This is a genomic window from Bartonella eidoli, from assembly GCF_036576145.1.
GTDB lineage: Bacteria > Pseudomonadota > Alphaproteobacteria > Rhizobiales > Rhizobiaceae > Bartonella.
In genome coordinates, this window is sequence record NZ_JBAFWX010000002.1 from 225,735 (window position 1) to 245,505 (window position 19,771).

The window sequence follows — 19,771 nt, forward strand, 5'->3', positions numbered from 1 at the left end:
TAATATTAAAAATTAAAAAGTGATTTATACGGCTTATTCGAATATGGTCAAGCGGCTATAACCTACCAACGAATAAGAACTGCCCCCCATGTAAAGCCACCTCCCATTGCTTCCAACATAACAATATCTCCTTTTTTAATCCTTCCATCACAAACAGCTGTTGTTAAAGCCAATGGCACTGATGCTGCAGATGTATTACCATGTTGACCAATAGTAACTACAACTTTATCCATAGAAATTCCAAGTTTTTTAGCTGATGCTTCAATAATACGCTTATTAGCCTGATGAGGCACAAACCAATCTAATTGCGAAGAATTCATACCAACAGCTGCAAAACAATCATCAACTACATCAGTTATCATACCAACTGCATATTTAAAAACTTCTCTCCCTTCCATGCGTAAATAACCTGTCGTTTGCGTTGTTGAAGGGCCACCATCAACGTACAACTTATTCATATATGCACCATTAGAGCGCAATTTTGCAGATAATATACCACAATCAAAGGGAAAACCTCTTTCCGCTTTTTGAGCTTCTAAAACAGCTGCTCCTGCGCCATCACCGAACAAAACACAAGTTGTCCGATCTTCCCAATCTAAAATTCGAGAAAATGTTTCAGATCCGATAACTAATATCCTTTTGGCTGCCCCACAACGCAAATAAGCATCTCCTGTTGTTAACGCAAAAATAAAACCAGAGCAAACAGCTTGAAGATCAAAAGCAAACCCATGCGTCATTCCTAAAGCATATTGAATTTCAACAGCAGAAGCAGGGAAAGTACGATTTGGTGTTGAAGTTGCTAAAATAATACAATCAATATCGTTAACTGTTAGGCCAGCATTCATCAGTGCAGCTTGCGCAGCTTCAACTCCTAAGGAAACTGTCGTTTCATTTTCATTAGCAATATAACGTTGATGTATTCCTGTACGTTGTACAATCCACGAATCAGAAGTATCAACAAACTCTGCAATCTCATCATTCGATAAGCTTTTTTTGGGCAAGGCACTTCCCACGCCACAGATAACTGATCGAATCATTCGATACTAACCTTTTCTTGAATTTTTTTACTTGTATGACAAGTACTGATCATATGACACCCTCATTCATTATTTCTTCATTATCTTTATCAGAAAATATCGCCTTATTTTTATGAAATCGCCGTAAATCAGAAGTTATTTTTTGTAAAAGTTCATTATTAACCATCTCATAACCAACACGAATAGCAGAAGCAAAGCCACTAGCGCTAGCACCACCGTGACTTTTTATGACAACACCATTCAAACCTAAAAGTACTCCACCATTTACCTTATCAGTATCCATTTTCTGTTTTAATGTACGGAATGCATTCCGTGATAAAAGATACCCAAGATACGAAAAAAAAGAGCTACGCATGGCTGTGTTTAAGATTTCCCCTATCTGCCTTGCAGTACCTTCTGCGGTTTTTAAAGCGATATTACCAGAAAACCCCTCAGTAACAACAACATCGACTGTTCCCTTTCCAATATCATCGCCCTCAACAAAACCTCTATATTCTAATCCTTCCAATTGCACTTTACGTAATATCATTCCAGCCTTTTTAATTGCATCAAGACCTTTAACCTCTTCAACCCCAACATTTAAAAGCCCAACACTTGGCTTTTCAATGTGATATAAGGCGCGAAACATACCAGCACCCATAACTGCTAGATCAACAAGCTGACGAGCAGATGCACCAATAGTTGCCCCAATATCTAAAACAATACTTTCATTTCTAAGTGTTGGCCAAATCCCCGCAATCCCAGGACGCTCAGCCTCTGCCATCATTTTTAAAGAAAAATAGGACATTGCCATAAGAGCGCCAGTATTACCCGCAGAAATACAAACATCAGCTTCACCATTTTTAACCGCTTCAATCGCATACCACATTGATGATTTACCACGTCCGGTACGAAGCGCTTGGCTTGGCTTCTCATCCATACGTGTATAACTTTCTGTTGGATAGAAATGTGAGGTGCAAGACAAAGAGGGATATTTCTTTAAAACCGGCCTAACAGACTCATCTACCCCGTAAAACAAAAAATGAATATTAGGCAAATATTTTTGTACAATTGCTGCTCCAGCAATAGTTACCTCCGGGCCATAATCACCGCCCATTACATCCACAGAAATTTTAACCACACCTGAATATCCTAATCTTTTAATTACATTTTTAGATTTATGTTATAATTTTTGCTGATAAATACTTATAAAGCATATCGTAAAAAACAGCTTCGCAGAAAATACCGTTTTTATGCTAGTATACAACAGATAATTTTTTATCTACTTACAATTAATCCCACTTTTTCTACTTCCACTTTTCCAAAATAGAAAATGGTGATAACTTCTGTTCGATCTCATCGAAACCTTTAGTTATGCTTATGTTTACACCTTCTTTACGCGGATAATGATCAATAGACAATTCAAAAAACTCTTCCATAACTGCACCAATATCTATTTTATCATCATAGAATGTTTCTGGTGCATCCAATCCATCTACATCTAAAAATAATTCATTTGTATCTTCTGGTATTTTTGGCTTAATTAAATTTGAACCTTCAGGAACAAAAACAACCTCAATATCCTCATTTAAAATGTTTTCTAACGGTTCTAATGTGACAACACATAATTGTACTACACCTGCTCGCAATAAACCTTTAACACGTACCCCGCGTTTTTTTGATGGTAAAATATGAAACTCCCCTTCACAAAATTTGACTTCAATCAAATCATGATTCTTAGCTAAATGTGCACATTCTTGTTGATTTGCACAAATACGTACTTTTATACCTTTAGCAGGCAATGAACGTACCGATATTGGATAAACCAAAGCAAATGTCATTTGAGAAACATTTTTAGCATTCATTAATAGCTCCTAAATGTGAAAAAACATAATGCACTATGCTTTGAGCTAGGTTACATTTTATGTATTTTTTCCTTTTCTAGAGAAACTCTGTATGGCATAATTTAGCTTATAACAAGGAAACTCAGTATAAACTATGATAGATTAATCTAAAATTAGAAAAAATTCTGAAGATACCTCCTTGTCATGTAACTACATTTAAATTTATCGCACTTCTAATTTAAAAGGGAGATATCATTGTTTCAGTTATCCCACATCATAACCTCCATCAAGTCTAAATTATCGATTGGGCTACTAATAACATGTGCAATAACAATTTCTAGTTGCCGTTTCATTGATTCTTCAGGATCAAGTCAGATATATAAAGAAGGCTATGTACTTGATCAAAGTGCTCTTGATTCTATTTCTGTTGGATCAAGCCAAGAACAGGTTATTTTAGCTTTAGGAAACCCCTCCCTAAAAACGCAATATGATAATGATATCTTCTACTATATCTCACAAACTCGATACCGTGGGATGCAATTTATGAAAACTAAAATCATTGATCGCAAAGTGTTAGCTATTTACTTTAATAAAAATGACCAGGTTACTAAAATAGCCAATTATGGTTTACAAGATGGTCAAGTGTTTGATTTTATAGCACAGACAACACCCACTACTGGAAAAGAACAGCCTTTTTTACTTCAAATATTCAAAGGCTCTACAAATTTACCTATTACCCATAGCTAAATTTAAAATATTTTATATACAATCTCGATAAAATCGAGATTGTATGATTACTTTTAAAGACGAACTTCTTTTGCTATATTATCAAGAACTGCATTGACCAACTTTGGTTCATCACTTTCAAAAAATGCTTTTGCTACATCGACATATTCGCTCACAATAACAGCAATAGGGATATTAGGATGGTTAATCAATTCCCATAAACCTGCACGCAAAATTGCTCGCAATATAGAATCAAGACGTGAAAGAGACCACTCTGCAGAAAGTTGTTGATGAAGCATAGGATCAAGCTGTTTTTGATCTTGGACAACACCAGCTATAATAGAAAAAAACCATTGGAAATCAGCATCAAGATATTGATTTCCATCAATATTTTTTCCTAAACGATAGGCTGCATACTCAGACGCTATTTCCATAATACCAGTACCAACTATATCCATTTGATAAAGAGCCTGTACCGCAGCAAGTCTCGCCACACCACGTTTATTAGCTTTACGCGGAGAATATCTGCTTTTTATATCAGCCATATTTAATGATTATCTCCAAATCTCTTTTTCAGAGTGATCATACATAAAGCAGCTTCAGCAGCAAAACCACCTTTATTTTTTTCATTTTTTTTTGCACGAATCCACGCTTGTTTTTCATCTTCAACGGTCAAAATACCATTTCCAATAGCCAAATGCTGATGAATAGTTAAATCCATTAATGCTCGACAAGAATTATTCGCGACAATTTCAAAATGATATGTCTCACCCCGAATAATACAACCAAGTGCTACATAACCGTCGTATGGCACCTTACTGTTTTTTTCAGCAAAAGCTATTGCACCTGGTATTTCTAATGCCCCTGGAACTGTAACAACATCATAACTTGACCCTGCTTTTTGCAAGGTATCCACCGCACCATCAAGAAGCGCATCAGAAATTTCATTATAAAAACGTGCTTCAATAATCAAAATATGTGGATTTTTACTTATCTCTTCTATCATAATGAAATCTCATAAAAAGTTAATCAAGAAAACTGAAATACAAAGCATAAAATTTTAAAAATTACGATAAACTTTCATTTTTTATTTGAAAACCGGAAAGTTTAGCAACATAGCGAGCAAGCTGATCAATTTCTAAATTAACCTGGTCGCCGACTTTTGCCTGTCCCCAAGTAGTCACTTCAAGTGTATGACGAATAATGAGAACATCGAAAACATCACTTTCAACACAATTAACTGTTAAAGATGTCCCATTAAGCGCAACAGAACCTTTGTTAACAATAAAAGGTGTTATTCGTGTTGGAACTTGTAAGAAAAAACGAACTGCATCACCTTCACTTTTTTCATCAATAATTTCAGCTAAACCATCAATATGACCAGAAACTAAATGTCCACCCATTTCTGCACCAAACCGTAATGAGCGCTCCAAATTAACAAAAGTTCCTTTTTTCCAATGAGCAAGGTTAGTTAAACGTAACGTTTCCTCCCATGCTTCCACAGCAAACCAATTATTAACTGAATTTTGTGGCGCCAGTCCAACAACTGTTAAACAAATTCCTGAGCAAGCAATAGATGTACCAATTTCTAAACTATCCATATCATAGTGAGTAGAAATATTTAAACGCACTCCTTTTTGTAAAGGCTCAATATCTTCAACACAACCTATATCCGTTACAATCCCTGTGAACATAATGCTTTACTCCTCCATTTACAAAAACGGTCATTTCCAAACATTCTGGTCTCAACTTTATCAAACTCTGAAAGATACTTTCCCAAATGCGGAGCCTCAATACGACCTTTACCTAAAATAATGGGGGCATAAAAGCATACCAAATGATCTACACAACCAGCATTTAAAAACCTTTCCCCTGTTTTGACTCCCCCTTCAAGTAAAACACTATTGATTCCAAGCTTATAAAGCAGTTGCAAAATAGCAAGAGGATGTATGTATCCATTGCTTGCCTCTACCAAATATACAGAAACACCATACCGCTCCAAAGCTATTTTTTTGTCTTTTTTTGCAACATTTTTACCACAAATAACCCATGTAGGAGTTGTTTTTGCTGTTTTAACAACCTTTGTATTAAGCGGAATGCGTAAATCTGTATCTAAAATAATACGTACTGGAGAACGCATTCCTAAACCTGGCAAACGGCAATTTAATTGTGGATCATCAGCTAGTATGGTACCAATGCCAACAAGAATAGCATTATTTTGGGCACGCAAAATGTGAGTGTGTGTATGAGAAATAACCCCGCTAACTTTTATTCCACCTACCCCCTTTTTTCCTACACCATTGTCCGCAGAAATTGCCATTTTAAAAGTAACCGCACATCGCTGCAATTTCCTTATGCACAAATGAGTGCACAATGCTTCAAAGGCCCTTTCAGCTAAAACCCCTTCAACAACTTCAATACCAGCAGCACGTAAAAGAGCAATACCACGACCATCAACCCGCTTATCTAAATCAGTCAGAGCAATAACAACTCTTGAAATACCTGAACTTATAAGCGCATTTACACATGGTGAAGTTTTCCCATAATGCGAACAAGGTTCCAATGTGACATAAGCTGTAGAACCACGTGCTAAAGCACCAGCCATATGTAAAGCCTGCACTTCAGCATGAGGCCGTCCATGAATAGCTGTTATACCATAACCAACAATAAATGCTCCTGCATCATCATCCCTCACGATTAACGCACCAACAGACGGATTTTCACCAGTCAACCCTACATGACGCTCTGCTAAACGGATAGCTGCAGCCATAAATCGCTCATCTTGTATTTTTTTACTCATGAAAACAAGATTCTGTATCCGTTACACTCTTTGATAACTCATCTATCACATCGTGAAAATCGCTTGCATTACGAAAATCTTTATAAACAGAAGCAAAACGGATATAAGCGATATCATCAATATTCTTTAGCACTTCCATCACAAAATGCCCAATTTTTTCTGAAGAAATTTCAGGCTCTCCTGAACTTTCAAGTTGACGCACAATACCAGAAATTGCCCGTTCAACATACTCTGGATCAATATTGCGTTTACGCACAGCGATATCAACTGACCGCATCAATTTATCACGATCAAATGGCTCACATCGACCATTTTTTTTCAAAACTAACAATTCACGCAATTGAACACGCTCAAAAGTTGTAAAACGGCCCCCACAAACTGAGCACAGACGACGACGACGGATCACCGCGCCCTCTTCTGCAGGACGCGAGTCTTTAACTTGTGTATCCTCGTATTGACAATAAGGACAGCGCATTTTTATATCCTGAACCTAATAAGTCTTAAGACAAGAGTAAAGAGGAAAATTATCTGTCATATCTTTCACTTTTTTCTTAACAGCCTTTTCAACTATACTGTTCCCTTCGTCACTGTTAGCATTTCTAAGACCTTCAAAAACTTCTGAAATAAAATCAGCAATTTGAATAAACTCATTCTCCAAAAATCCACGTGTCGTTGCAGCAGGCGTACCCAAGCGAACACCTGAAGTTATAAACGGCTTTTCTGAATCAAAAGGAATACTATTTTTATTACAAATAATACCAGCTCGTCCCAAAGCCAATTCTGCAAACCTTCCCTTTAAATTTTTAGGACGCAAATCAACCAGCAATAAATGATTATCGGTACCACCTGAAACAATACTCAAACCATTACTCTGTAATTTCTTTGCCAACACTTTAGCATTAGAAACCACATTCGCAATATAGTTCTTGAAAGCAGGCTGTAGAGCTTCCCCTAGCGCTACTGCTTTACCTGCAATAACATGCATTAAAGGACCACCTTGAAGACCTGGGAAAACTGCTAAATTGATCTTTTTGGCTAAACTTTCATCATTCGTTAATATCATACCACCACGAGGACCGCGCAGTGATTTATGTGTTGTTGTAGTAACAACATGCGCATGTGATATAGGGGAAGGATGTGCACCACCAGCAACTAAACCTGCAATATGGGACATATCAACCATTAAATACGCTCCAACTTCATCTGCAATTTCACGAAACCGCTTCCAATCCCATATGCGTGAATAAGCCGTTCCTCCCGCTATAATCAATTTTGGTCTATGTTTTTTCGCAAGGAGTTCCACTTCTTCTATATCAATAAGATGATCTTCTTGACGCACACCATAAGAAACAACATTAAACCATTTTCCTGACATATTAACGTGAGACCCATGCGTTAAATGACCTCCAGCATCCAATCCCAATCCCATAAAAGTATCTCCAGGTTGAAGCAAAGCTAAGAATACAGCCTGGTTCATTTGACTGCCTGAATGAGGCTGAACATTGACAAAAGAAGCACCAAATAACTTCTTTGCTCTTTCAATCGCTAGCTCCTCAACTTCATCAACAAAATGGCAACCACCATAATAACGATTTCCTGGATAGCCTTCTGCATACTTATTAGTTAAAATAGACCCTTGAGCCTCAAGAACAGCTTTTGAAACAATATTTTCTGACGCAATTAATTCAATTTCACATTCTTGACGCTCAAGTTCATTTTTAATTGCATCAAAAATTGAAACATCAACAGCTTTTAGATTATCATTAAAAAAGTACTTTTTTGTGTCATTTTCTTGCGTAGTCATAAAAGATGTCCTAACATTTTAAAAAACAAAATCACTAAGTGATAACATAGCAAACTATACAGACAAAACCATTTAAATATTTAAGCACACTTTATAGTACTCTATTTTACAAGTAAAACTATCTATAATCATGAAATGCATTTAATAACCTAAAGATAATTCATAATATACTCATCTTAGTAGTGCAGAAAAAATTTATTAAGGAAAATATAATGTTAACAAAAGTTTTTATTGATGGTGAATATGGAACAACTGGACTACAGATTCAAAAACGATTATCAAAGCGCACAGATTTAGAATTGCTATCTATTCCCCATACAGAAAAATATAATATTGATATTAGGCAAGAATACCTTAACCAAGCAGATATTGCCATTTTATGTCTTCCAGATGATGCTGCACGCCAAACAGTCAATTTGATCAAAAATAATAAAAAGATTAGAATTATTGACAGCTCAACAGCTCACCGTATTACTCCAAACTGGGTTTATGGTTTTCCTGAAATGACTGCAGGACAAAAAAAGCTTATCCAAGAAGCATATTACGTCACTAACCCTGGATGTTATCCAACTGGAGCTATTAGCTTAATTCGTCCTCTCCGTGAAGCTGGTCTTTTAGATACTTATTACCCAATATCAATCAACGCAATATCCGGCTATACTGGTGGTGGTAAGAAATTGATTGCACAAATGGAAAATCAATCTCAACAAAATGATCTTTGTCCTAACTATTTTATTTATGGCCTCAATTTAAAGCATAAACATATTCCAGAAATTAAAACATACGGGCAGATTAATCAAACACCAGTGTTTATACCCAGCGTAGGGCGTTTTCCCCAAGGAATGATTGTAAATCTTCCATTACATCGTAATTTATTTACAAAGTCAGCTAATCGCTCTGATTTACTTGAAATTTTTAATAACCATTATAGCGAACAAACCACCATATCAATTGCATCGCAAGAAGAAGCTGACATGCTTACTCAACTCAATCCAGAGTATCTGGCACATAAAGACGGTATGAAGCTTTTTGTTTTTGGAAACGAAGACGAAGGTATTTTTAATCTATGTGCCATATTTGATAATTTAGGAAAAGGCGCATCCGCATCTGTTATTCAAAACCTAAATTTAATGCTTTTAAACAAATAATTTTTTTTGATAAAAAATTCTATTTAGATAGTAGAATATACTCCCTTTGTTGCTCGCCAATGCGCCACCGAGAAACACAATATTACTAACGCAACACTTTGATGCATAAGCCCCAAAACTATTGGTACTTCATTTAACAACGTAATAATTCCCAAAAATGCTTGAAAAACTATCATAACACAAATCCAAAAAGCACGACGAGCATGTGTTGAGTGTGGAACATTCTTTTGTACATACAAGGCATGAATAATAGCTAAAATAAATAAAAAATAAGCAAAAAAGCGATGCATAAATTGAATCGTTAACGGATTTTCAAAAAAATTCAACCAAATAGGACTATCATTTAACAATCCATCAGGGATAATTTGGCCATCCATAAATGGCCATGTATTATAAACTTTACCCGCGTGAATTCCTGCAACTAAAGCCCCTAAATAAATCTCAATCAAAATAAATATAACAAGCAAACCAGCAAAGTATTGAATCACTTTAGTTGTTGGTTTTTCTGAGTATTCCGTTAAACCTTTAGATAAATAAGTAACAAAAGCAATAACAAAACACGCCGTTATAAGATGAAAAGCTAAACGGTACTGACTTACACTTGTTAAATTACTTTCTCCAATGCCTGAAGCTACCATCCACCAACCAATAGCACCTTGAAAAGCAATAAGAATTGGTACAACAATAAGCTGAAGCAAAATATTTTTTTCAATACGTTTAGTTGCCCAAAACCAAATCAATCCCAAAAAAGCTACAAGACCAACTAAACGCCCAAGAACTCGATGTCCCCACTCCCACCAAAAAATTACCTTAAATGCACCCAATGTCATATCACGATTAAGCAATTTATATTGTGCTATCTGTTGGTATTTAAGGAACTCCTCTTGCCATTGATCCACATTAATAGGTGGAATCACTCCATGAATTGGCTTCCATTCAGTTATAGATAATCCTGACCCCGTTAAGCGAGTAGCTCCCCCTATTAAAACAATTGCTAAACAAAGAAATAAAATAGAATCAAGCCACACTTGTATTTGTTTTCGATACTTTTTTTGTAATGGTATCGAAACAAAATCATTTAATTCCCTTACTTTCATTTTCGATCCCCCACATCTATCTTCAACCGCAAACAATTCCTGAACTTAAGCATGCAAGCTTATCTATTTCAATAAATATCACCATTTTAACAGAAAACAATCATATTAGCTAACAATTAGCATTTCTATTTTGTAGTTTTTATGATGAGACTATTCGATAAATAAGTTTAGGAAACTTGCTCACCATTTCTATCATCCAACCTTGCTCATTAAGGGTAGAATTACAAATATAATAATCCGTGAGCCTAGCAAAATGCTCAAATCCATATTCAGGCTTACTCGCTATTTCTAAAATAATAAAATCATACTCCTTTTTGAACTCCTGCAATATTTCAGGAATATTGTTCGAAAAATTTTGCACATAAGAACTACTTGCTAATCCTTGAGGAAGAATATCAACTCCCGTATCATAATCACGATAAATAACGTCATGCAACTGTGCATTTCCCGTTAAAATATCGCTTAACCCTCTATGTGGACCAATTACTTTTTTTATTTGTTGACCAGAAATATCAACCAATAAAATTTTTTTTTGTTCTTTTATAAGATGTAGGGATAATTTTGCCGCTGTTCTTGCAGATTCTGGTCCAATTATTGAAACAACTCTTGAAGTATGCTGTTTCAATAAATTGGATAACTCTTCTATTGTAACAAAAGATTCAAGCTTTTTTATTTTCTCAGATAAAAGAATACTCTCACTGACTTTTAAATTATCTTTTTTGGGTTGACTTTTCTTTGTTTTTAAAAACTGTTGAAATAATAACAAACTTCCTAAAAAAATAATTAAGCTTACCAATATAATAATTAGAATAATATTCTTTCCATAAAGATTTATAAATGAAACTGGCATCAATGTTGCTGGAGAAACCACCTGTATTTTTATATTTTTTAATGAAGAAGACTTATTTGCAGATTCATTTTTAACATTAAGTGCCTTTAATCTACTTTCTAATTTATTAAATATCTGATTTAAAGACTGGGATTGATCTCTTCCAAAAACACTAATTTTTTCTCTTAGCTTCTCCTCAAAATCTCTTGCTAAAATCTCATCTAAATGAACTTGTTCAACAATTTGCAAAATTTTATTTTCTAACTGCTTAGAAAGCACCTCTGATTCTGCAGCCATTGCTTTAAGCTGAGGATGCCTCCACCCCAATTGTGCAGCCATGTGTGCTTTTTGCGTCTCTAAAAGATCGCGTTTAGATTCTAATGCAGCAATCGCTGAATCTCCCGCAATAAACGATAAAGACAACAGAGATTGACCATTTTCTCGCATCATTTTAATAGTCGAATTTTGACTCATTAAATGAATGCGTTTTAAAGTCGCCTCTGTTAATTGTACAGAAAGGTCATTCAATTCAGTTTGCTTTGCATTATTGTGCATGAAAGAATCAATTGATGACCGAAATTCTTGTACTATTTCATTTAATACAGCAGTATTATCGGGTTGTTGATCAACTTGTTGTTCTGACAATAACATTTTTTGATTATGCTTGATAATTATATCTGAAAAAGCAGAAAACCAAGTTTTTAACCCATACTGAGCTTCCTCAATAGTTGCAGCCTCAAAATCCAGATTGATTAAATCACCATTACGAGATAAATGGATGTTTTCATGAAATTTTTTTTTATAGAAGCTATTTGATAGAAGGCTCTGAAAATTTGAATAATGTACAGGCTGCAAAAATAAGAATGCAAGAGTGTTATTTTGTTTATTAATTGGCAGCGGCTGCCCCATAGAATCAGATAATGAAAACGTTAAGGTTGCCCGATAAGACCGAGGATGAACAAAATAATACAAATAAATCAAAAATGTACACAGAATTGTTAATGTAAAAACAATCAAAGTACTTCGCAATACTATGCGTACCAATAAATTCTTATCGCGCTTTAAATTCATCTTTATTTCAACCAACAAAATACTTTACATTTTTATAAAAAAAAGTAGTAACTATACTATTAATTTTAATTCATATTGTTTTGAAATAAGAAAAAATATTCAGAAATATTTTGAAAAACTTTAATTCAGACTTTGTTTAATATGGTCTAGCTGTTTTTTAGCTTCAGAAGTCAGCACTGCTTTAATAGTAACAGAACCGTCATCGTGACCTTTTTGACTTATCTTACTAGAGTTTTTATAAAACCAATTAATAAGTGACATTTCATTAGGTTTTAAAATACACTCAACACTTTGCACATCTCCCAAAATTACCTTTTCAATCATTAGCAGTAATTGATCTAACCCTTTACCCGTAAGCGCTGAAACCATTGAAGTATGACCTAAAAGCATCTTTGAATTTGTTTGCAAAATATTTAATGTACATTCATCTACTACGTCAACTTTATTCCAAACTTCCATAATACGTTCCGTATCATTAATATCGATATCAAGGCTTGAAAGTACTTGCAAAACATTCTGAGCATGAGCATGGTGATCAACATCTGATATATCCCTTACATGAAGAATTAAATCAGCTTCAACAACCTCTTCAAGGGTTGCTTTAAAAGCTGCTATCAAATGCGTTGGTAAATTGGAAATAAAACCTACCGTATCAGATAAAAGAATAGTTTTCCCATGAGGAAGAATAACTTTACGCAAAGTTGGATCAAGTGTTGCAAACAACATATCCTTTGTTAATACATTTGCACCACTCAATCGATTAAAAAGAGTTGATTTTCCAGCATTAGTATAACCTACCAAAGCAACAACGGGATAGGATTCTTTTTTTCTTTTTTCTCTATGAAGAGCACGGGTTTTAACAACGGTTTCCAACTCGCGGCGAATATGAAGAATTTTATCTTGCAAAATACGCCTGTCCGCTTCAATTTGTGTCTCACCAGGCCCTCCTAAAAAGCCACGGCCTCCACGCTGCCTTTCTAAGTGAGTCCAACTACGAACAAGCCTACTCTTTTGGTAAGATAAATGCGCTAATTCAACTTGCAAAACTCCCTCTTTTGTCCGTGCACGATCTCCAAAAATTTCAAGAATCAAAGCTGTTCGATCTATAACCTTACAGCTCCACAACTTTTCTAAATTACGCTGCTGCACTGGAGTTAAAAAATAATCCACCACGGCAAGCTGAATACAATGTTCCTGAATATAATGAAGGAATGCATCTACCTTTCCTGCGCCCAATAAAGTCGCAGAACGCGGTGTAACGATATTAACTATTTCATAATGAACGACTTCTAACCTTATAGCACGCGCCAAACCTAATGCCTCTTTAACACGAGAAGATGTTGAACATCCGTGTAAGACATTTACACTTTTATTTCCTTGATAAATAGGCACTAAAACAATAGTACGCACTCGTTGTATACCCTGTAAAATTATTCAACTCTTTCCCATTTTTATCTACTATGACAATTGACACAGCATTTTAGACGGGATAGTAGGTGTTACAATGAGTTGATTTGATTATTCCGAATCCTCACTTTCAAACATTTGCACAGGTTGTCCAGGCATAATTGTAGAAATAGCATGCTTATAGACCAACTGGACATGTCCATCGCGGCGCAAGAGGACACAGAAATTGTCAAATGACGTTACGATACCTGTCAACTTAACGCCATTCACAAGAAAGATTGTAAGAGAAACTTTTTGCTTGCGAAGCGTATTTAAAAATACATCTTGCAGGTGTTGTGGTCGTTCTGCCATTATTATTGCACCTTCTTTTCGAATTGCGTAAAATATTCGTGCATGCATATCGACTGAAAAATACTAAATTGTCAACGTAGCAGCACTAAAATTTAGCAAATACCTCTTAATTTAAGAAAAAGACCATTTGAAGCAATGAGCATTGCAATTATAAACTGGTTGCTGAGCATAGAAACTTATCAATTCTTTACATTTTACAAAATTGTTAGTCTTTATTAAAATTTCCAGTATGAACATTATGACACATATTAAAATAAAGAAATATTAACAACTGAAAGAAGACTTAATAGAATTTTCTTTGATTATAGCTTATGCATTGCCGTCATGATTCGAAAACTTGCTGTAAGTTATAAAAACGGCGCATTTTGCCACATATCCACTGCAAGATGTGGGATTATCTTGTATTAGCCACACCCAAATTTTTAGTAAATGCGATTTATCAACTGTATCTAAACTTGTTATTTTGACAAAATATATAGAATTTTAGATAGCTTTTTATTTCAAAAAGATAGTTTACTGTATTGTTTTTATTCCACTTTTTATTATTTTTGTATAAGTTTAAAAAATTGCGTTAACTTTATCTTGATAAGTTTACAAAATTTTACCTTAGACATATTCCTTTCTAAATAATTAACAGGTAGTATACGGAAATATCTGGGGGAAGGCGTATTCCTTTTTCCCGTTTGTAGAGTATGAGGCGAGTATGGCACGCAGAACTAAATTACAGACATTTGAAATTGAAGTTGAAGAAGCCTTAACAAAAGCGATGGACTTTGACTTTAATGATACAACAATTGAAGCAATATCATTAAACGATTCTCAAAATGTTGTTAATGTAGACGATTTGGTTCGAAAAATTACAACAGCCGAAGAAGAGTTTTTTTCCGAAAATGCTTCTGCAACCCTTCCCTCTGAAGTTCATGATAGTACTGTGATTGACGAATCAGTTGTTGAACAGCTTTTTTCTAAAAAAGCTACGCATGGACTCTCTGGCGGAACCGTGCGTGATACATTATTATCTTCGCAACCTTTTCCTGCAAATGATGATGGAACAGCTCCTTTAAATTTACTAAAACAAAAATCCCTTTCTCGACTCTATTGGAGTACGACAGCCCTCAGTGCTTTATGGACAATAGGTGGTGCTTTTATTGCTCATAAATTATCACCTGCTGGTCTCACTTCTTTATCGAATATCACAGCCTTTTTTACATCTCCAACTGGATTAGCTATAGCAGCTGGGACAGTGATCCCTACCCTTATGTCCTGGGGATTTGCTCAGCTCACAAAACGCTCTAATGAATTGCATAATATTGCCATTCTCATGGCAAATGCAGCGCAACGTCTTAGTGAACCTCAGCATATATCTGAAAAACAAGCGATTGCTATAGGGCAGACCATTCGTGAAGAAGTTGCTGCAATGAATGAGGGAATTGAACGTACCCTTGGACGTGCTGTTGAACTTGAAGCTATTATACAAGGAGAAGTTCATAATTTAGAACAAGCCTATGCTGAAAATGAAGCACGTATTCATACATTAATCAAAGAATTAAGTAATGAACGTATCGCTATCTTAAATCATGCCGATCGTGTCCAATCAGTTATTAAAGGCACGCAGGAGCAACTGAGTGATGAATTCGGTTTGGTTACATCTAATGTTGTCACAAATGTAGAAAAACTTGCTCAAACTCTTTCCCAGACTTTACAAAAACAGGGGGAAGATATTATTACAAAACTCTCTTATGCGGGAGATGGTATAACAAATCAGCTCGTTGATAAGTTTAACGAAACAACGACGCAAATTCAGAAAAAGAATACAAAATTCTTTGATGAATTAGGAAAAAACTTTGATAACTTTTCAGAACGTTTTGATAATAATGAGAAACAAATAGAGAAAATATTTAATGAAACGGTAGCTAAAACTGAAACCAGTATTTCCCAAATTACAACGCACATTCAAGCTGCAACAGATCAAGCTCTATGTAATGTTGATGAGAAGTTTAAAACGCTAGATAAAACCATCATTGATCGCAATAATCAGTCTTTGCAAAACTTTGATGAAAAAATCGCACAGCTCGATGAAAAAGCATATAAGCTCTCTTTTCAGTTTAATAATATAACTTCAGAGGCTATAGAATCCTTTGAAAGTCGTCTAGCTACGGTTGATCTCTCTCTTAAAGAACATAGTAACTCTATAATAGAGTCTTTTATTGCTCGTAGCCGAACCCTAGAAGAAAATGCTGAAAAGCTTAGTGGTTCTTTAGAGGCTCATGCATTAAAAATTAATGAAAACCTCAAAGAAAAAACAGCCGATATTGCTAACGCATTTACAATTGGACATGACAACATTCTTTCTGCAGTTAATAAAAGTAGAGAGACACTTAGGGAGGAAGTTCAAAATATTGACAATATAATTGTTGATATAATACAGGAGCGTTCACAAGATTTTAAATTACAGCTTTCTGATCAACGGGATATGATGGCAACCATGCTCGATGAAGAAAAGGATAAGATTGCTGGTGTATTTAAAACTCAGATTGATTCATTGGCTCAAAATGCCTCAAATATTGAAAATGCTTTAATTAATAATGCTCAAATTGTTGATCAACATACTGAAGCGCATGTTAAAAATATTGTTCAGTGTACGGAGAAACTTCAAGAAGTTATCACACAAAGTTGTAACGTAACAACGGATGCTTTAAATGCTCAAGCGAGAAATATTGATATACGCGCTGATGCTTTGCGTGATTCTTTAGCTATTAATAGTTTTTCTCTTAACGAGGTTCTTGCGGATCAAACACGCACACTTGAGCAGCGCATGGAAACAATTCATAACCTCATCGAAAAAAGCGATATAAGTGTTGATGTCGCTTTAAAGAAACAGATAGATTTTGTTGAAAAAGCAATCGTCGCCAATAACACAAGCATTACTGAAACGGTTCAAAGCCATATCAAAAACCTTGAAGGTCATGCTGACTTTATCAAGCAGACCCTCTCTCAATCCAATGGTACGTTTTTGGAAGCTCTCGAAACCCACATAGGGTCATTTGATGAAAATTTAGAAAATCGTGCACGTAAAATTTTTGAATGTACAGCAGTGCTAGAAGAAACATTATCACAAAAATTGGGTCAGGTATGTGAAACAATTGAAATACAAACATCTGTTATCGAAGAACGCTCTGATACATTACAAAAGTCTATCACATTTAATAATGAACATAGTCAATCCATTCAAAAAGCATTAGAAACAAGCGTAGATAACATACGTACTACATTAGAGGATTCTGTGAACACAATCGCAGGAGACTTTCATAATAAAATAGCAAAAGCTTCTGATACTCTTTCTTCTACGGGTGAAAAATTAATTTCATCTGTTGTTGATGTTGCTGCAAAAGCAGAAAATGTTATCTCTGAATCTGGTAATCGTATTGTATCAAACGTTAAACAAACAGTCCACGATACCAGTGAACAGGTTTCCTCCGTTTTATCTAAACAAATGGCTCATACTATAGAAGCTTTTGCAATGGCAAGTCATAATGCGCAAGCGTTATTAAGTGAAACGGTTCATGACTCAACAACAGCAATCGAACAGGTGCTCAGTGAACGTTGTAATGTTCTTCATAATTCTATGCAAAGCTTTCAAAGTAATCTAGGGTGCCAACTTTCTGATGTAAGCAATCATTTAGAAGAAGCGAAAAACCAGACAACTACTCAAATTTCAGGGCATATCGAAAAACTGACAGAATTAACAAATCATCTAAATAAGACTGCACAAAATACAACTGAATCAATTAGCCATTTAACACAACATATTGGCGAACAACTTTCTCTTTCAACACAAGACGCTGAACAAAGACTTTATGCACAAAATGAATCTTTGATGAATACCTTGGCACGGACTAATTCTCAAACTGTTCAAACCGTCACAGAAATAAAGGAAGATCTTATTAAAAATGTCTCCTCTGTTCTTCAACAGTTAAATCAATCGATTTATAATATCCACGAAAATAGCAATGTTCTGATATCAGCTGTTCAAAATATCGACGGTCAGTTTAGTGAAACTACAAATAACTTTTTTCATAAAACCAATCAAGTGATAGAGCATTTGTCCGCTTCAGGTCAGGCTCTTAATAATAATATTGATACTTTACAGGGATTTTCACAAAATACATTTGAACAAATTAGTTATATAACAAAAAATTTTGGAAAACATGTTAATACACTTTCTGAAACTATTCATGTTCTTGAACAATCTGAGAACACACTTAATACAACACTTGAGGAAAAATATAGCGCTCTTTCCACTTTAAGTAGTTCTCTTGTCTCAAAGTCTGATGAAATTAATCAATTAATTGAGCATTATGAAAATGTTCTTAACTCAGCATTTGAACGTACTGATAAAAATGCACGTAACTCAACATATTCACTTCAACAATCACTTAATCAGCTAATTAATGAAGCTTCAACACGTTTTTCGGGAGCAGCAGAAAATATACGCAATTCAGCTAATGAAATTCGCTCAGAAATTTCAAAGATCAGTAATGATATTGATGAGAGTGTAAAAACACTTCCAGAAAAGACAAAAGAAACAACTCACATAATTCGTCATGCTATAAATGAACAAATTGCAGCACTGAAGGACTTAACTAATGTTATGCCCCAAAATGATCAAAATCTTGTAAAAGATCAATTAGTTTCAGCTCCTGCTACGGAAGCAATATCCAATAAGGATCATAGGATTTTCCCGGAATCTATAAAAAAGATAGTGCCGCCTAAACCGATTTTGCAACAAGAACAAGGAAAAAGAAAGCAAAATAAGTGGGTATCTAATCTTCTAAAAAGCGTTTCCCATGAAGAATCGTTGAATGAGAAAGCAATTGATGATCCTGTTTTTTCACCGGTAAAAACAAAACAGCCTGTTAGTGAATCTCTGAATTCGTTAGCAACTGGAATATTACGAGCCATTAATCATAATGCTATTGTTGAATTATGGGATCATTATCGACGTGGCCAAATAAACATTGTTCCAGAACGTCTTTATACCTTAAATGGAAAAGCGATATTTGAAATAATTAAGAAAAATTATATGAGTGATGATAACTTCAAACGTTCAGTCAATCAATACATTGCAGATTTTGAAAAATTATTACGCAACGCATCTCGTAACTCTGGTGATTCTCGTTCGGTTAGAAAATATCTAACGTCAGATACTGGAAAAGTTTACACTATGCTAGCTCATGCAAGTGGACGCATTCAATAAAGTGAAAGAAGATGTTGTTTTCACTTTATTTTTGTGTTTTCTACTGAAACTGTACAAAATGGATATGATGAAATTTACGTCTATAGCGCAAATCTGAAAATTTGATGAATATTAGCATTTAATATTTGTAATATAATTTCAATACTTCTATTTAAAATAATTTTACTTATTATAGAATGTGATCTGTCAGTTAATGTAAGTAGCGAATTTCTTATATATCTCTCCTTTCTAATTTTTTATTCTATCTCATATACAGACCTAAAAACTCACGCCTTTATAAAGCTCTTAATTCAATTTTTCTTTATATCTAATCTATTCATTTTATCAAAAATAATTTGAGTATATCTTCCACTTTAAAGAAGATGTTATATTAAAATAAATAATAAAATAATTTTTGAAATTAATATAAAGAACTAAAGAA

General features: G+C 34.7%; 16 protein-coding genes. 3 read left to right on the forward strand and 13 right to left on the reverse strand.

The genetic code is table 11. The features are described 5' to 3' along the window. Positions 1-62: 62 nt before the first annotated feature. The 3 genes from V5N68_RS02540 to V5N68_RS02550 form a co-directional block, all read right to left on the reverse strand. On the reverse strand, positions 63-1,037 hold the full coding sequence (locus V5N68_RS02540) for a beta-ketoacyl-ACP synthase III (protein WP_332065617.1): 975 nt from the start codon (positions 1,035-1,037) through the stop codon (positions 63-65). A 49-nt stretch (positions 1,038-1,086) separates the two neighbouring features. Continuing rightward, a complete protein-coding gene (gene plsX, locus V5N68_RS02545) occupies positions 1,087-2,157 on the reverse strand; it encodes a phosphate acyltransferase PlsX (RefSeq protein WP_332065618.1) in 1,071 nt (356 codons plus the stop codon). Between the two features lie 166 nt (positions 2,158-2,323). Next, positions 2,324-2,881 carry a YceD family protein gene (locus V5N68_RS02550; protein WP_332065619.1) on the reverse strand — a complete coding sequence of 186 codons (558 nt, stop codon included), beginning with the start codon at positions 2,879-2,881 and terminating at the stop codon, positions 2,324-2,326. Between the two features lie 234 nt (positions 2,882-3,115). Here V5N68_RS02550 and V5N68_RS02555 point away from each other — a divergent pair, with 234 nt between their 5' ends. Beyond that, entirely contained in the window at positions 3,116-3,607 is a 492-nt protein-coding gene (locus V5N68_RS02555; RefSeq protein WP_442879684.1) for an outer membrane protein assembly factor BamE, read from the forward strand. Positions 3,608-3,660: 53 nt separating this feature from the next. Here V5N68_RS02555 and nusB read toward each other — a convergent pair whose 3' ends face one another. From nusB to glyA, 6 genes are all read right to left on the reverse strand, one after another. Then, entirely contained in the window at positions 3,661-4,131 is a 471-nt protein-coding gene (nusB, locus tag V5N68_RS02560; protein WP_332065620.1) for a transcription antitermination factor NusB, read from the reverse strand. Between the two features lie 2 nt (positions 4,132-4,133). Beyond that, the gene (locus V5N68_RS02565) at positions 4,134-4,592 is read right to left on the reverse strand and encodes a 6,7-dimethyl-8-ribityllumazine synthase (RefSeq protein WP_332065621.1); all 459 of its coding nucleotides are present in this window, start codon (positions 4,590-4,592) and stop codon (positions 4,134-4,136) included. 61 nt (positions 4,593-4,653) lie between these two features. Continuing rightward, positions 4,654-5,280 carry a riboflavin synthase gene (locus tag V5N68_RS02570; RefSeq protein ID WP_332065622.1) on the reverse strand — a complete coding sequence of 209 codons (627 nt, stop codon included), beginning with the start codon at positions 5,278-5,280 and terminating at the stop codon, positions 4,654-4,656. Further along, on the reverse strand, positions 5,262-6,386 hold the full coding sequence (gene ribD, locus V5N68_RS02575) for a bifunctional diaminohydroxyphosphoribosylaminopyrimidine deaminase/5-amino-6-(5-phosphoribosylamino)uracil reductase RibD (protein WP_332065623.1): 1,125 nt from the start codon (positions 6,384-6,386) through the stop codon (positions 5,262-5,264). Before ribD ends, V5N68_RS02570 begins: the two co-directional genes overlap by 19 nt. Next, positions 6,379-6,861: a transcriptional regulator NrdR gene (gene nrdR, locus V5N68_RS02580; RefSeq protein ID WP_332065624.1), complete on the reverse strand. Its 483-nt coding sequence runs from the start codon at positions 6,859-6,861 to the stop codon at positions 6,379-6,381. Before nrdR ends, ribD begins: the two co-directional genes overlap by 8 nt. A 15-nt stretch (positions 6,862-6,876) precedes the next feature. Further along, a complete protein-coding gene (glyA, locus tag V5N68_RS02585; protein WP_332065625.1) occupies positions 6,877-8,190 on the reverse strand; it encodes a serine hydroxymethyltransferase in 1,314 nt (437 codons plus the stop codon). Between the two features lie 212 nt (positions 8,191-8,402). Here glyA and argC point away from each other — a divergent pair, with 212 nt between their 5' ends. Continuing rightward, positions 8,403-9,338 carry an N-acetyl-gamma-glutamyl-phosphate reductase gene (gene argC / locus V5N68_RS02590; RefSeq protein ID WP_332065626.1) on the forward strand — a complete coding sequence of 312 codons (936 nt, stop codon included), beginning with the start codon at positions 8,403-8,405 and terminating at the stop codon, positions 9,336-9,338. Positions 9,339-9,361: 23 nt separating this feature from the next. Here argC and V5N68_RS02595 read toward each other — a convergent pair whose 3' ends face one another. The 4 genes from V5N68_RS02595 to hfq form a co-directional block, all read right to left on the reverse strand. After that, the gene (locus V5N68_RS02595; protein WP_332065627.1) at positions 9,362-10,435 is read right to left on the reverse strand and encodes a COX15/CtaA family protein; all 1,074 of its coding nucleotides are present in this window, start codon (positions 10,433-10,435) and stop codon (positions 9,362-9,364) included. Between the two features lie 139 nt (positions 10,436-10,574). Continuing rightward, positions 10,575-12,335, reverse strand: coding sequence for a hypothetical protein (locus V5N68_RS02600; protein ID WP_332065628.1), 1,761 nt, complete (start codon positions 12,333-12,335; stop codon positions 10,575-10,577). A 120-nt stretch (positions 12,336-12,455) separates the two neighbouring features. Beyond that, positions 12,456-13,754 carry a GTPase HflX gene (hflX, locus tag V5N68_RS02605; RefSeq protein ID WP_332065640.1) on the reverse strand — a complete coding sequence of 433 codons (1,299 nt, stop codon included), beginning with the start codon at positions 13,752-13,754 and terminating at the stop codon, positions 12,456-12,458. A gap of 99 nt (positions 13,755-13,853) precedes the next feature. Further along, the gene (gene hfq, locus V5N68_RS02610; RefSeq protein ID WP_332065629.1) at positions 13,854-14,093 is read right to left on the reverse strand and encodes an RNA chaperone Hfq; all 240 of its coding nucleotides are present in this window, start codon (positions 14,091-14,093) and stop codon (positions 13,854-13,856) included. A 703-nt stretch (positions 14,094-14,796) separates the two neighbouring features. On the opposite strand from hfq, the gene V5N68_RS02615 reads away from it, so the two are divergent. Next, positions 14,797-19,350 (forward strand): apolipoprotein A-IV repeat region-like domain-containing protein, encoded by a 4,554-nt coding sequence (locus tag V5N68_RS02615; RefSeq protein WP_332065630.1) that lies wholly within the window; start codon positions 14,797-14,799, stop codon positions 19,348-19,350. The last annotated feature ends 421 nt before the right edge of the window (positions 19,351-19,771 follow it).